This is a genomic window from Pseudoalteromonas sp. NZS100 (assembly GCF_015864815.1).
Lineage (GTDB): Bacteria > Pseudomonadota > Gammaproteobacteria > Enterobacterales > Alteromonadaceae > Pseudoalteromonas > Pseudoalteromonas distincta.
In genome coordinates, this window is record NZ_JADYWM010000009.1 from 41,342 (window position 1) to 55,201 (window position 13,860).

The 13,860-nt window shown below is 39.5% G+C and carries 15 protein-coding genes; 2 read left to right on the forward strand and 13 right to left on the reverse strand.

Translation table 11 applies throughout. The annotated features are described in order from the left end of the window. Positions 1 to 2 precede the first annotated feature (2 nt). Both I6E69_RS11050 and I6E69_RS11055 read left to right on the forward strand, forming a co-directional pair. The gene (locus I6E69_RS11050) at positions 3 to 578 is read left to right on the forward strand and encodes a GNAT family N-acetyltransferase (protein ID WP_197121264.1); all 576 of its coding nucleotides are present in this window, start codon (positions 3 to 5) and stop codon (positions 576 to 578) included. Next, the gene (locus I6E69_RS11055) at positions 578 to 1,165 is read left to right on the forward strand and encodes an FMN-binding negative transcriptional regulator (RefSeq protein ID WP_197121265.1); all 588 of its coding nucleotides are present in this window, start codon (positions 578 to 580) and stop codon (positions 1,163 to 1,165) included. Before I6E69_RS11050 ends, I6E69_RS11055 begins: the two co-directional genes overlap by 1 nt. Before the next feature lie 60 nt (positions 1,166 to 1,225). Here the strand turns inward: I6E69_RS11055 and cyoE are convergent, their stop codons facing one another. The 13 genes from cyoE to I6E69_RS11120 form a co-directional block, all read right to left on the reverse strand. Next, positions 1,226 to 2,110: a heme o synthase gene (cyoE, locus tag I6E69_RS11060; protein WP_002958102.1), complete on the reverse strand. Its 885-nt coding sequence runs from the start codon at positions 2,108 to 2,110 to the stop codon at positions 1,226 to 1,228. 9 nt (positions 2,111 to 2,119) lie between these two features. Beyond that, on the reverse strand, positions 2,120 to 2,476 hold the full coding sequence (gene cyoD, locus I6E69_RS11065) for a cytochrome o ubiquinol oxidase subunit IV (protein ID WP_002958101.1): 357 nt from the start codon (positions 2,474 to 2,476) through the stop codon (positions 2,120 to 2,122). Next, positions 2,476 to 3,102 carry a cytochrome o ubiquinol oxidase subunit III gene (gene cyoC / locus I6E69_RS11070; protein WP_002958100.1) on the reverse strand — a complete coding sequence of 209 codons (627 nt, stop codon included), beginning with the start codon at positions 3,100 to 3,102 and terminating at the stop codon, positions 2,476 to 2,478. The genes cyoD and cyoC overlap by 1 nt, the downstream gene beginning before the upstream one ends. Further along, on the reverse strand, positions 3,099 to 5,087 hold the full coding sequence (gene cyoB, locus I6E69_RS11075; protein WP_138489513.1) for a cytochrome o ubiquinol oxidase subunit I: 1,989 nt from the start codon (positions 5,085 to 5,087) through the stop codon (positions 3,099 to 3,101). The genes cyoC and cyoB overlap by 4 nt, the downstream gene beginning before the upstream one ends. A 2-nt stretch (positions 5,088 to 5,089) precedes the next feature. Next, entirely contained in the window at positions 5,090 to 6,049 is a 960-nt protein-coding gene (gene cyoA, locus I6E69_RS11080) for a ubiquinol oxidase subunit II (RefSeq protein WP_024603771.1), read from the reverse strand. 318 nt (positions 6,050 to 6,367) lie between these two features. Next, positions 6,368 to 6,787, reverse strand: coding sequence for a hypothetical protein (locus tag I6E69_RS11085; protein WP_197121303.1), 420 nt, complete (start codon positions 6,785 to 6,787; stop codon positions 6,368 to 6,370). A gap of 1,168 nt (positions 6,788 to 7,955) precedes the next feature. Then, on the reverse strand, positions 7,956 to 8,168 hold the full coding sequence (gene nqrM, locus I6E69_RS11090) for a (Na+)-NQR maturation NqrM (protein WP_197121266.1): 213 nt from the start codon (positions 8,166 to 8,168) through the stop codon (positions 7,956 to 7,958). A 101-nt stretch (positions 8,169 to 8,269) separates the two neighbouring features. Continuing rightward, a complete protein-coding gene (locus I6E69_RS11095; RefSeq protein WP_197121267.1) occupies positions 8,270 to 9,301 on the reverse strand; it encodes an FAD:protein FMN transferase in 1,032 nt (343 codons plus the stop codon). A 109-nt stretch (positions 9,302 to 9,410) separates the two neighbouring features. Next, the gene (gene nqrF / locus I6E69_RS11100; protein ID WP_002958895.1) at positions 9,411 to 10,640 is read right to left on the reverse strand and encodes an NADH:ubiquinone reductase (Na(+)-transporting) subunit F; all 1,230 of its coding nucleotides are present in this window, start codon (positions 10,638 to 10,640) and stop codon (positions 9,411 to 9,413) included. Between the two features lie 18 nt (positions 10,641 to 10,658). After that, on the reverse strand, positions 10,659 to 11,267 hold the full coding sequence (gene nqrE, locus I6E69_RS11105) for an NADH:ubiquinone reductase (Na(+)-transporting) subunit E (protein WP_002958896.1): 609 nt from the start codon (positions 11,265 to 11,267) through the stop codon (positions 10,659 to 10,661). Between the two features lie 10 nt (positions 11,268 to 11,277). After that, positions 11,278 to 11,910: an NADH:ubiquinone reductase (Na(+)-transporting) subunit D gene (locus I6E69_RS11110; protein WP_002958897.1), complete on the reverse strand. Its 633-nt coding sequence runs from the start codon at positions 11,908 to 11,910 to the stop codon at positions 11,278 to 11,280. Then, the gene (locus I6E69_RS11115) at positions 11,910 to 12,662 is read right to left on the reverse strand and encodes a Na(+)-translocating NADH-quinone reductase subunit C (RefSeq protein ID WP_002958898.1); all 753 of its coding nucleotides are present in this window, start codon (positions 12,660 to 12,662) and stop codon (positions 11,910 to 11,912) included. The genes I6E69_RS11110 and I6E69_RS11115 overlap by 1 nt, the downstream gene beginning before the upstream one ends. Further along, positions 12,655 to 13,857, reverse strand: coding sequence for an NADH:ubiquinone reductase (Na(+)-transporting) subunit B (locus I6E69_RS11120; RefSeq protein WP_002958899.1), 1,203 nt, complete (start codon positions 13,855 to 13,857; stop codon positions 12,655 to 12,657). Before I6E69_RS11120 ends, I6E69_RS11115 begins: the two co-directional genes overlap by 8 nt. Positions 13,858 to 13,860 lie beyond the last annotated feature (3 nt).

Consider the following 13,860-nt stretch of genomic DNA (forward strand, 5'->3'; position numbering starts at 1 on the left):
ACATGTTTACTCAACAGATACATAAAACAAATAAGGTCATATTAGAGCCATTAAATTATGAGCATTTAAAAAGCTTATATAAAGCTGGGCAACATCCAAAAATATGGGAATGGGTATTAAGCAACTATACAAAAACACCCGAACAGTTAAAGGAATGGTTTACCACCAGTGCACAATTTAATAAAAAAGAACAAATTGTATTTGCCATAGTAGACATAGCCAGCAAAGAGGTTGTAGGCACTACACGACTATTTAGATTAGATACGCATAACTTAAGTGCTGAAATTGGTCATACATTTATAAGCCATCACTGGCAGCAAACTTATATTAATACTCACACTAAATATTTACTGCTTAGCTACGCTTTTGACGCGTTGAATTTAGTGCGAATAACATTTAATACCCACGAAAAAAATCAAAAATCTCGAAATGCAATTACTCGACTAGGCGCCCGATTTGAAGGTATAGCCCATAAAGATAGATTGCTAAGTGATGGAAGTTACAGAAGCACTGCAAAATTTAGCATTATTGACGAACATTGGCAGAGCATTAAGTTGCAGTTAGAGGAGAAGCTTTAATGTACCCACCCACACATTTTCAAGAACATAATATTGAACGTTTGCAAGCATTGGTTGAGCAATTCCCTCTAGCGAGTATTTTAATGCCCTGCTCGCAAAGTGACTTAAATAATATATGCCAAGTGCCTGTATTATATGAGCCCTCACGTAATGTATTTATTGCACACGTAGCAAAACATAACCCGCTAGCGCAATGTGATAAACAGTCAGTAAAATTACTATTTAGTGGCGATAACTGTTATCTATCTCCCTCGTATAGTAATAATAAAACACTGCCGAGCTGGCTTTATTCATCAGTACAAGTAACTGCAAATGTGAATATTATTGAAAGCGATAATGAGAAAAACAAAATAATGCGGCAACTAACGAGCCATTTTGAGCAAGGCTTTACGCCAATGTGGAAGATTACTGACGTGCCCAAAAGCAATCGCCAAGCAATGTATCAACAATTAAGCTTTATAGAATTTACTCCCACTCATTGGAGTGGAAACTTTAAGTTAAGCCAAAATAAATCACCAGAGGTAAGAGCACGAATAAAGCAAAGCCTAGAACTTGCCAATAAGCGCTCTATTGCAAAACTATTTTAGGCATAAAAAAAGGCCCTTTCGAGCCTTTGGATTAACTTTGGAATAGTAAAAAAATTTAAATTAGGTAAGCGTTAATAGCTGTGGAGCAACACTATGATAATCAACAGCCATAGCAATACTTAACGCTGTAATATTAATAATTGAAAATGCGAACACTTTACGTGCCCAGCTACTCATATCAATATTACGACGATAACCACGTAGCGCCATTAGCAACCACCAAAAGCTGGTAATACAAGCAACAGCCATAAAAGCAGCACCTGTGTAGCCAGTAATTGGCAGTAACATCACCACTAATGCGTATACAGCAATGTAAAGTACGATATGGCGTTTTGCTTTGTCGATACCTTGCGCTACTGGTAATACAGGAATACCTGCAGCTTGATAATCTTTAAAGCGAAAAATAGCAATAGCGTAAGAGTGCGGCATTTGCCACAAGCTAAACATGACTAGCAGTATTAATGCGCCCATATCGAACTGCCCTGTTACGGCGCAGTAACCTACTACTGGCGGTACAGCGCCAGAAAGGCTGCCTACAAAAGTGCCATATACTGAGTTGCGTTTCATGTAGAGGCTATAAACCCCTACATAGATTACGTAGCCAAAGGCTGCAAAAAATACCGCGGCTTGAGTGGTGTAGGCGATAAGTAAACCAAAGCCCACAACACCCAATAAAATACCGTGACTAAGTGCAGCAAAGGCCGACATTTCGCCCGTTACTGTAACCCGCGTACGAGTACGCGCCATGGCCACATCTATGTCTCTATCTATAACATTGTTGATAGCACAACCTGATGCAACCACTAGCGACAAACCAATTAATGTGGCAATCATTAACCATGGGTCTATATCACCGCGCGAGGCAAGTAAAAACCCGCCCGCTACGCTGATCAAATTGCCCATAATAATACCCGGCTTTGTCACTGATAAATAACGACGAAACATCTTCAACTCCTAGTACATCATCATTGCGTTAGATTCATAAATGATCCAAACAGATAACCCAACAACCATTACGATGATCAGAGCACTGAATAGGAATGAGAAAGTACTTGCACGGCCATCTTCGGTGGTAAAATTAAGGTGTAAAAAGTATTTTAAATGCACCCAAATTTGTACGATTGCTAAAGTAACAATGCTCCAAAGCGTTGTTGCTTTTGAGAAGTCACCTTCCATTACCATGTAAAACGGTATAGCAGTTAAAATTACCGATAGCACAAAGCCAATTAAGTAAGTTTTAACACTGCCATGAGATTCATCATGATGATCACTTTGCGTTTGCTTTAACGCATGCGTTTCGCTGTGGCTCATTACATTGCTCCCATTAAATAAACAACGGTAAATACACAAATCCAGACAATGTCTAAGAAGTGCCAAAATAGGCTTAAGCAGCTTAAACGCGTTACGGTTGCTTTACCTAAGCCGCGTTTAGCAACTTCAATCATCATTATGGTCATCCAAATTAGACCCGCAGTTACATGTAAACCATGTAAGCCAACTAATGAGAAAAACGATGTTAAAAAGGCACTTTGTTGTGGACCATTACCATGCACAATTAGGTGATGAAATTCGTATACTTCCATACCAATAAACACAGCACCTAAACAAAACGTAACAAATAACCAAGTCAGTGTTAGTGCCTTTTTTTGCCCTTGAGCGGCAATCATGGCAAAACCAAAAGTAATACTACTAATCAGTAGTGCTGCAGTTTCTACTGCTACAAAGTCGAGTTCAAAAATATCTTTACCCGATACGCCACCGGCTGTGTTCATAAATAACACAGCGTAAGTGGCAAAAAACGAGGCAAACAGTAGGCAATCGGTCATTAGGTATAACCAAAAACCAAATACGGTATCACCCGAAGTATCGTGGTGATCATGCGCGTGGGCATGATCATCGTGTGATACAGAGTCTAAATTTGCAGAAAGTGTACTCACGCTTTTAACTCCTTAACGCCACTTGAATTATATGCAGCTTCAATGCGTGCAATTTCATCAGGTTGTATATAGTAATCTACATCGCTGGTGTAACAACGTTTGATAAATACGGCAATTCCGCCTACTAGTCCAACAACAGCTAACCACCAAATATGCCAAATCATTGCAAAACAAAATACTGTTAAACTTGCTGCCATTAACACGCCAGCTGATGTATTTTTAGGCATATGAATAGGGCTGTAGTTTGCTTTATCTTGATATGCTTGACCTTTTTCTTTCATATCGGTCCATGCATCAATATCATCGATATGTGGAATTGTTGCAAAGTTATAAATTTGCGGAGGTGAACTTGTAGCCCACTCAAGTGTGTGGCCGTTCCACGGATCGCCTGTTGTATCGTCAAGCGCTTCACGGTCTCTAAAGCTCACATATAATTGAATTACTTGGCTGATAATACCAAACATAATAATTACAGCACCGCCTGCGGCAATGTATAACCACATGTTCCAATCTGGGTTGTTAGTGTGGTTTAAACGACGTGTCATACCTAAGAAACCAAGTACGTACAGCGGCATAAATGCTACGAAGAAACCAATAATCCAACACCAAAATGATGCTTTGCCCCATTTTTCATTAAGTTTAAAGCCCATTGCTTTAGGGAACCAAAATACAAAACCGGCCAGGTAACCAAACACAGCACCACCAATAATTGTGTTATGGAAATGTGCTATTAAGAATAAGCTGTTATGCAGTACATAATCGGCGCCAGGAATGGCAAGTAATACACCGGTCATACCGCCTACGGTAAAGGTAACCATAAAGCCAAGAGTCCAAAGTACCGGTACACTTATACGTAAACGACCTCGGTAAATAGTAAATAACCAGTTAAACAACTTAACCCCAGTTGGTACGGCAATAACCATGGTCATTACCCCAAAGAACGCGTTAACGTTAGCACTTGAGCCCATAGTAAAGAAGTGATGTAACCAAACAATAAAGCCTAAAATTGAGATTGCACCGCTGGCGTAAACCATCGATTTGTAACCAAATAAACGTTTACCGGCAAAGGTCGAAATAATTTCAGAAAAAATACCAAACGCTGGTAATACTAATATGTATACCTCAGGATGACCCCATGCCCAAAACAGGTTGATGTACATCATGGCGTTACCGCCCAATTCATTGGTAAAGAAGTGGAAGTCGAGATAACGGTCAAGCGTTAGCATTGCAAGTACAGCAGTTAAAATTGGGAATGATGCTGCAATTAATATGTTTGCCCATGTACATGCCCATGTGAAAATTGGCATTTTCATTAGGGTCATACCTGGTGCACGCATTTTAAACACGGTCGCTAAAAAGTTTACGGCTGTTAGAAGTGTACCGAGCCCGGATATTTGCAAGGCCCAAATATAATAATCAACCCCCACCCCAGGGCTAAAGGTCAGCTCCGAAAGCGGCGGATATGCCACCCAACCTGTTTTTGCAAACTCACCAAACACAAGTGATAAGTTAATTAAAATTGCACCACTGGCTGTAAACCAAAAACTTAAATTATTTAAAAATGGGAAAGCAACATCGCGAGCACCAATTTGAAGTGGTAATACAATGTTCATTAGACCAATCATAAATGGCATTGCCATAAATATGATCATGATTACGCCGTGGGCAGTAAATATTTGGTCGTAGTGTTCTGGTGGTAAATAACCTGGCGCACCACTGGTAGCAAGTGCCAACTGCGCACGCATCATTATTGCATCAGAAAAACCACGAAACAGCATTATTAGTGCTAAAAGAATATACATTACGCCTAAGCGTTTGTGATCAACAGACGTGATCCAGTCGCGCCAAAGCACGCCCCATTTTTTATACTTTGTAATAAGCCCGGCAATAATAAGCCCAGCTATCGCAATAACCGACATCGTGAACACAAGAATTGGCTCATGAAACGGAATTGCGTCGAGTGAAAGATTACCTAATAACGACATTATTATTCCTCGCCTTGGCTGTGAGATGAAGGCATTGAGTGCTCACTCATTTCATGATGCTTTTTACTCATTTGCCCATGTTCGCCCATTGCATGGTGTTTTTTGTTCATATCGCCATGCGCCTGCATATACTTCATAACAATGGTATGAAATAAGCCGTCATCAACTTTTCCGTAATAGGCTACAGGGTTATTTTCACTTGCTTTTGCAAGCTCAACATAGTTTGCATGAGTCAGGTTATTAGCGCTTGAATTCGCTTTCACATCACTCACCCACTTATCAAAACCAGCTTGAGTAGGTGTAGCAATGGCATTAAATTTCATGCCAGTGAAACCTGCGCCGCTGTAATTTGCAGAAAAGCCTTTAAACGTACCTGGCTCATTTGCAATTAAGTGAAGCTTGGTTTCCATCCCAGCCATTGAGTATATTTGACTACCCAATTGCGGAATAAAAAATGAATTCATTGTGCTCTCTGAAGTGATTTTATATTCAACAGGTACATTTGCTGGGAACACTAATTCATTAACCGTAGCAATACCTTGCTCAGGGTATATAAACAGCCACTTCCAGTTTAATGAAACCACTTCAACAGTAAGATGCTTACCTTTACCTTCAATTGGTTTGTAAGGGTCTAGCTCTTGGGTAGACTGCCAGGTAATAACACCTAAAATGATTACAATAACAATAGGAACAGCCCAAACAACGGCTTCAATTTTATTTGAATGAGCCCATTTTGGAGCATAAATTTCTTGGTTTTGAGTGTCTCTATATTTCCAAGCGAAATACAAAGTCATCACAATAACGGGAACGACTACAAGCAACATAAGCACGGTTGCGATGATGATTAAATTTTTCTCATCAATGCCTATCTGCCCTTTTGGATCGAGTATCCCGCCTTTACAGCCTGACAACGCCAGCACTGTACTAGCTAAAGCAATATTACAAAGGTTACGAATTAACAAGGGAGTATCCTACAAACCTAGAGTTTCAATTTGCTGCTTAAAATAAAAATCAAAGCAACGATTTTTCAATAAAAACCCAAGTTAACTAGAATTAAATTATAAAAATAAGGGGGCTATTCAAAACCTAAAGCTCATGCCATTAATGACCTAGCAACAAACCCAGCTTTCTAAACGCATTTATATAACGTAATAAAAGTTAACTTGGGTGAGTAGTGGTTGGCTGAAATGTGTTTAAAAAACACGGAGCTACTTTGTTTTAGCTAACCTTAATTATTTACAGCAAGAACAAATAATTAAAACCAGCAACAAGATGCAGCGTTACAGGCAACCTGTAAAGCTAGGTGGAGCACGACAACCGTGTGAAGAGATCACAGGCTGAAGAACTTTAGCCTCGCTAAAAGCAAAGGCTGCTTTACGGAGGATTATGCCAGCACGACGCGCTGGACAAATATGGAACAATAACCAGCAAAGGCCAATAAGTAACTGACTTGATATGATCGGATGAGCTAAAAATTGCGCAAGACTAAGTAACAGTGGCTCTACAATAAACCCATCACTTAATAGCGCTTCAAGCTTGAAGGCATCCTCTAATGCACCACTTAGCAACATTACAGTATTAAACACTAATAAAGTTATAGCTACACACACGCCCTTGCCTGCTTTATTCAAGCGCTCACACGTCTGCGGCTCGCCAGAGGCAAGTTCCGTAGTTGTATGATGCAAAGAAAGTGTGTTCAAAGACATTAACCTACTAAAATGACTATAACAAAATTAGAGTAATACAGTTCGCAATGGAAAAATTTAAAAAACATTGCTGTTGTAAGCCCTAAAACCAGGTGCTAAATACAATCAAATCCAGCTAGCACATATTTACCTAGCGAAAATTGATCCGTATCAACCAAACTTTCAAAACTTACTGAAAGTTCGAACTTGAGTATAACAAAGAGAATTTTCTGTTCAACTAAAAATCAATTAATTTGAGTTAAGCTTTCGAAGCTATTTTGTTAATAAAAAATAACACGATAAAAAACATTCGGTTAGTTTAAATAAAAAACGATTTAAAGAGAAATATTTAATAGGATTATAGGTTTTTAGGAGGGAGTAATAATTGTGTGGCACAAATAAAAACAGCCCAAATTCAGTCACCACCGAACTTGAGCCGCCTTTCACACTGACAACATCTTCACACACAATATAAAGATTTTTGGTTTACATTACGTGGCAATTGTAGGGAAATAAAAACAACTCAAATGCAGTCACCACCGAACTTGAGTTGCCTTTCACACTGACAACATCTTCACACACAATATAAAGATTTTTGGTTTACATTACGTGGCAATTGTAGGGAAATAAAAACAACTCAAATGCAGTCACCACCGAACTTGAGTTGCCTTTCACACTGACAACATCTTCACACACAATATAAAGATTCTTGGTTTACACTACGTGGCAATTGTAGGGAAATAAAAACAACTCAAATGCAGTCACCACCGAATTTGAGTTGCCTTTCACACTGACAACATCTTCACACACAATATAAAGATTCTTGGTATACATTACGTGGCAATTGTAGGGAAATAAAAACAACTCAAATGCAGTCACCACCGAATTTGAGTTGCCTTTCACACTGACAACATCTTCACACACAATATAAAGATTCTTTTAAGCGAGGCTAACTTATGCCTCAAGCTTATGACGAGAGCCTTGCTCTTTGTCTATGGTTAAACTTTAGAGTGTTAGCTCCAATTTGACAAACGAGAAAAATAAACCTAATAGGTGAAAAAAACTAAACTATATACCTTTGTCTAATACATTTAGATTGGATTACTTTGGAAACGATGATGCGGAGGCGTTTTACAGGTACAAAAAAAGCGCTATAAAGCGCTTTTTAATATTTAAGACAGGCTTAAATAATTCGGTTTTCTTTCCAGGCTTGCTCTTTTGCTAAACGGTTTTTGCGTTTATCACATGGATCATCGCAATCACAGGCTTTATCAATACCAACCGAACCTAAACCACCACAGCTGCTTGCCATAGATTTTTTTTGCACGATCATACCAACGGCCATAGCCGAAACTATCAAAATTAGTAAGCCAAAAGTAAGAAGAAAAAGTGACATTGCTTAGCCCCTATTGATCAGCAATAAATTAAACTCAAATATTTTTGAGCGACTGCTATTATATACCCAAATAACACGGAAATAAACAAGTCAGCACCATACTATAAATAAGGCTTAAATGCTGGGCTTGAGTAGGTAACTAAACCCTCTTTTGATTTACCTATTAAATAAACCGGTAAATCATGTTGTTCAGCATAAGCTTGCGCTTTTTGCATCCCCATTACAGTAAGTGCCGTCGCTAAACCATCTGCTGTCATAGCGCTTGGGTGAAGCACAGTTACCGACACTAAGTCGTGCTTAATAGGCATACCTGTTGCTGGATCAATTAAATGAGTATAGATTTCGCCATCCATTTTATAAAAAATACGGTAATCACCCGATGTAGCTATACCACTTGTACCTGGTGATAAAACACGGTGTACCTTACGCTCTCCAGGTTGTGCATCAGGTTGCTCAATCGCAATTTTCCAATCCTGATTATTTGGCTTTTCACCCGCTATACGCAGCTCACCACCAATCTCAACCATGTAATTAGTAATATCGTGGCTTTCTAATAACTGGGCAACTTTATCAATACCATAGCCCTTAGCTGTTGCCGAAAAAGAAAGCTCCAATTCATCAACAGTTTTAGCTAGCCCCTGCTCTGTAAGATTAAGTTTATCTATACCAATTTTTTCAATCATTGCAGCAAGTGCTTCATCACTTGGGCGATTAGTTGGTTTTTTATCAGGCCCAAAGCCCCATAAATCAATTAAAGGCCCCATTGTTACGTCGAGTGTTTTAGTCGATTCACCCAAGCGAATAGACTCGCTTATAACAGCCCTAAAATCTTCGCTAATTGGCATAACTTGATTTGCAGGTAATCTGTTAAATGTATTTATTTCAGAGTCTTCTATGTAAGTAGACATAGATTGGTTCACATCTTTTAAAACAGCGTCTATTTGCAGCTGTAGTTGTGAAGCCGATAGCTGAGCTTGCTCATCATAATATTTAATATGATAAGTGGTACCCATAGTCTTACCTTCTAAAAAGGTTTCTTTTAACTCTGGCTTTTCACCACACCCAGACAATAATAAAGTCAGTGTAATTAGTAAAAAGGCCATTATGCCCTGTGAAGTACTTACTCGATTCATAACAGCTCTACTTAATAGATTGATAAAATTAAAGAATAAAAAAAGCCTCGTAACACAAGTGCTACGAGGCTGGTATTTTAACCAAAACTAAACTGTTTTGGTATTAGTGTTAGCCACCGAAGTCATCTAGTAAGATATTTTCGTCTTCAACACCTAAATCTTTAAGCATAGTAATAACTGCCGCATTCATCATTGGAGGACCACACATGTAGTACTCACAATCTTCAGGCGCTTCGTGATCTTTAAGATAGTTCTCAAATAACACGTTATGGATAAAGCCAGTATAGCCTTCCCAGTTATCTTCAGGCTGTGGATCTGAAAGTGCTGTATGCCATACGAAGTTAGGATTTTCAGCGGCTAGGCCGTCAAAATCTTCTACGTAGAACATTTCACGCTCAGAACGTGCACCATACCAAAAGCTCATCTTACGTTTAGAGTTCAAACGTTTAAGTTGGTCAAAGATATGAGAACGCATTGGCGCCATACCAGCACCACCACCAACAAATACCATTTCTGCGTCAGTGTCTTTAGCAAAGAACTCACCAAATGGACCCGAGATAGTTACCTTGTCGCCTTCTTTAAGTGACCAAATGTACGAAGACATTTTACCACATGGCAAGCTAAGGTTTCTTGGAGGTGGAGCAGCAATACGCACGTTAAGCATAATGATGCCTTCTTCTTCTGGGTAGTTAGCCATTGAGTAAGCACGAATTGTTTCTTCGTCTACTTTTGACTCCAGATCGAAGAAACCAAAATGGTTCCAGTCGCCACGATACTCTTCAGGAACATCGAAATCTGCATATTTAACATGGTGAGGTGGAGCTTCGATTTGGATGTAACCACCCGCACGAAACGGCACTGACTCGCCATCTGGAATTTGCAGCTTAAGTTCTTTGATGAACGTTGCTTTGTTATCATTAGAGATAACTTCACAATCCCACTTCTTAACACCGAAAATTGACTCTTCAAGCTCAATTTCCATGTCATTTTTAACATTTACCTGACACGCTAAACGACAGCCTTCACGGGCTTCACCTTTAGATATGTGATCAAGCTCAGTTGGCAGAATATCACCACCACCTTCTTTAATGTGTACACGACACTGACCACAAGAGCCACCGCCACCACAAGCAGATGATACAAATATACCTGACTCAGATAGTGCGCCTAAAAGCTTACTACCTGCTGATGTTTTAATGGCTTTATCTGGGTCGCCATTAATGCCGATGATAATATCGCCACTTGCAACTAACTGAGATTTAGCACCAATGATGACTAAAACCAGTAGTACAACGATAGCGATAAAAACACCAACGCCTAAGAAAATCTGATAATCCATGATTTATCCTCGCTACCTTTACAGTGAAATACCAGAGAATGACATAAAGCCAAGTCCCATTAAACCAACAGTGATGAAGGTAATACCTAAACCACGTAAGCCGTCAGGTACGTCTGAGTATTTCAGTTTCTCACGGATACCTGCAAGTAATGTAATTGCAAGTGCCCAACCAACACCAGCGCCAATACCATAAACAACAGACTCGCCGAAGTTATAGTTACGCTCAACCATGAATGATACCGCACCAAATATTGCACAGTTAACTGTGATAAGTGGTAAGAAGATACCTAACGCGTTGTATAGTGCAGGGAAAAACTTATCTAATGCCATTTCAAGAATTTGCACAAGTGCTGCAATAACACCAATGAAAGTTAAGAAACGTAAAAAGCTAAGATCTGCATCTGGGTAACCTAACCAAGTTAGTGAACCAGGTGCAAGTACCGCATGATAAACCAAGTTGTTTACAGGTACAGAAATACCCAATACAACTATAACCGCTATGCCTAGGCCAATTGATGTAGTTACTTTTTTAGATACCGCTAAAAAAGTACACATGCCTAAGAAGAATGACAACGCTAAGTTCTCAATAAAAACGGCTTTTACAAATAAACTAATATAATGTTCCACTATTTGCCCCTTACGCTTTAGCTTCTACTTGGTCTTTCTTATAAGTACGCAGTACCCATATGAATAAACCAATGATGAAGAATGCACTCGGTGGTAAGATCAATAGACCCATAGGCTGATACCAACCGCCATCTTGTACTAATGGGATAATATCAACACCGAATAGTGAACCCTTACCAAATAGCTCACGAATGAAACCAACAGTAAGTAGTACTACAGAGTAACCTAAGCCGTTACCAATACCGTCAAGGAATGACATAAGTGGTGGCGACTTCATCGCGTATGCTTCAGCACGACCCATTACGATACAGTTAGTAATGATTAGACCAACGAATACAGAAAGCTCTTTTGCAGTAGCATAAGAAAATGCCTGTAATACTTGGTCAACAACGATTACCAATGATGCGATAATGGTCATTTGTACGATGATACGTACAGATGATGGGATCTGGTTACGAATAAGCGAGATAAAGAAGCTCGAAAACGCAGTTACAAGTGTCAATGCTATTGACATAATTAACGCATTTTTTAAGCTAGACGTTACCGCTAGCGCAGAACAAATACCAAGTACTTGTAGTGCGATTGGGTTGTTAGCTAAAACCGGACCAAATAGGACCGCCTTCATTTCTTTAGTATCAGCCATTATTTCAATGCTCCTTTACGTACTTTCGCAAGGAAAGGGCCAAAGCCATTTTCGCCAGTCCAAAAGTCAACTGCATGATCAACACCGTTAGACGTTAATGTAGCACCTGAAAGACCATCGATCTTATGCTCATCATTGCCCGCAGTACCTTTAACAATTTGAATTGGAAGTTCTTTACCTTCCCATGTAGCAGTCCACTGTGGATTTTGGATTTCGCCACCAAGACCTGGGGTTTCATTATGCTTGTAAAAGATAATGCCCTTAACTGTTTCACCATCGCTTTCAAGCGAGATAAAACCGTACATTAAGCCCCATAAGCCGTAGCCTTGGATAGGAAGAATGATTGCATCAACTGAGCCATCTTCTTTTTTAGAGATATACACCGGTGACTCTTTAGTCACACGTTGAATACCAGCAATATCTTTAACGCCTTTCTCTTGAAGAGAAACACTTAGCGCTGCATCATATTTGCTTTTTTCAAAGTCAAAGATTGTTGGGTCTGTATCTACAAACTCACCTGTAGTCATGTTTACAACGCGCGCTTCGATTTTTGCATCAAATGTTTCAAGAACATTTTCAACTTTGTCGATGCCCGCAGCAGCTAAGATATTGCTTTGAATATCTTTGTTTTTATTAGCTTGCTGTAAAGGACGAAGCTGTACAGAAGCAAACGATACAATGATTGCACACACTAAACATAGTGCTACAACAACTGATAACGTTTTGCCGATTGATTCGTTATTACTAGACATTACGTGCCAACCTCCGCTTAATATTAGCCTGCACTACAAAGTGATCGAACAGTGGAGCGAACAAGTTAGCAAATAAGATTGCTAGCATCATGCCTTCTGGGAAAGCAGGATTCACAACACGTATCATAACCACCATAAAGCCAATTAATAGACCATATGCTAATTTACCTTTGTCAGTAAATGCAGCTGATACAGGGTCAGTAGCCATAAAGAACATACCAAACGCAAAGCCACCAAGTACAAAATGCCAATACCAAGGCATTGCAAATACAGGGTTAGTTTCTGAGCCAACAGCATTTAATAAAAATGCAGTTGCTACCATACCTAGGAATACACCTAGTACGATGCGCCAAGAAGCGATACGAACGTAAATTAAGAACAAACCACCTACTAATAATGCAAGTGTAGATGTTTCACCTACAGAACCTTGAATGAAACCATAAAACGCATTCCACCATAATTCCATGTTTGCAAAGTCAAGTGTGCCAGCAAATGCTTGGCCTAGCATAGTTGCACCAGAGAAAGAATCTACTGCTGTCCATACTGTGTCACCTGAGATTTGAGCTGGGTATGCAAAGAATAAAAATGCACGACCGGCTAAAGCAGGGTTTAAGAAGTTACGGCCAGTACCACCAAAGATTTCTTTAGCGATTACTACACCAAACGTAATACCTAACGCAACTTGCCATAAAGGAATAGTTGCTGGCAAAATAAGTGCAAATAATACAGAAGTAACGAAGAAACCTTCGTTAATTTCATGCTTACGCACTGAAGCAAATATAACTTCCCAGAAACCACCTACTGCAAATGTTACAGCGTAGATAGGTAAGAAAAAACATGCTCCATAGAACATCTTAGCGCCCCAGCCTGCATCAGCGGTTAACTCGCCACCGAATAACTGGAACAAACCAACTTGCCACGTGTTTGCTAGTTCAAAACCTTGTGCTAAAGCACCAGCGGCCTGATGACCGATATTGAACATACCAAAAAACATAGCTGGGAACGTCGCCATCCACACTAAAATCATCATACGTTTTAGGTCGATGTTATCGCGTACGTGTGTCGCGCCTTTATTTACGTAGCCTGGTGTATAAAAAATAGTTGCAGCTGCTTCATACAGTGCATAAAACTTTTCATATTTACCACCGGCTTCAAAATTCGGCTCGATATCTTCTAGATATTTTTTTAAACCCATCTC

Coding starts and splice junctions, on each gene's coding strand:
- I6E69_RS11050 (WP_197121264.1), top strand. CDS start 3: ATGTTTACTCAACAGATACATAAAACAAATAAGGTCATATTAGAGCCA.
- I6E69_RS11055 (WP_197121265.1), top strand. CDS start 578: ATGTACCCACCCACACATTTTCAAGAACATAATATTGAACGTTTGCAA.
- cyoE (WP_002958102.1), bottom strand. CDS start 2,110: ATGTTTCGTCGTTATTTATCAGTGACAAAGCCGGGTATTATTATGGGC.
- cyoD (WP_002958101.1), bottom strand. CDS start 2,476: ATGAGCCACAGCGAAACGCATGCGTTAAAGCAAACGCAAAGTGATCAT.
- cyoB (WP_138489513.1), bottom strand. CDS start 5,087: ATGTCGTTATTAGGTAATCTTTCACTCGACGCAATTCCGTTTCATGAG.
- nqrM (WP_197121266.1), bottom strand. CDS start 8,168: ATGTCACTTTTTCTTCTTACTTTTGGCTTACTAATTTTGATAGTTTCG.
- I6E69_RS11095 (WP_197121267.1), bottom strand. CDS start 9,301: ATGAATCGAGTAAGTACTTCACAGGGCATAATGGCCTTTTTACTAATT.
- nqrF (WP_002958895.1), bottom strand. CDS start 10,640: ATGGATTATCAGATTTTCTTAGGCGTTGGTGTTTTTATCGCTATCGTT.
- I6E69_RS11110 (WP_002958897.1), bottom strand. CDS start 11,910: ATGGCTGATACTAAAGAAATGAAGGCGGTCCTATTTGGTCCGGTTTTA.
- I6E69_RS11115 (WP_002958898.1), bottom strand. CDS start 12,662: ATGTCTAGTAATAACGAATCAATCGGCAAAACGTTATCAGTTGTTGTA.
- I6E69_RS11120 (WP_002958899.1), bottom strand. CDS start 13,857: ATGGGTTTAAAAAAATATCTAGAAGATATCGAGCCGAATTTTGAAGCC.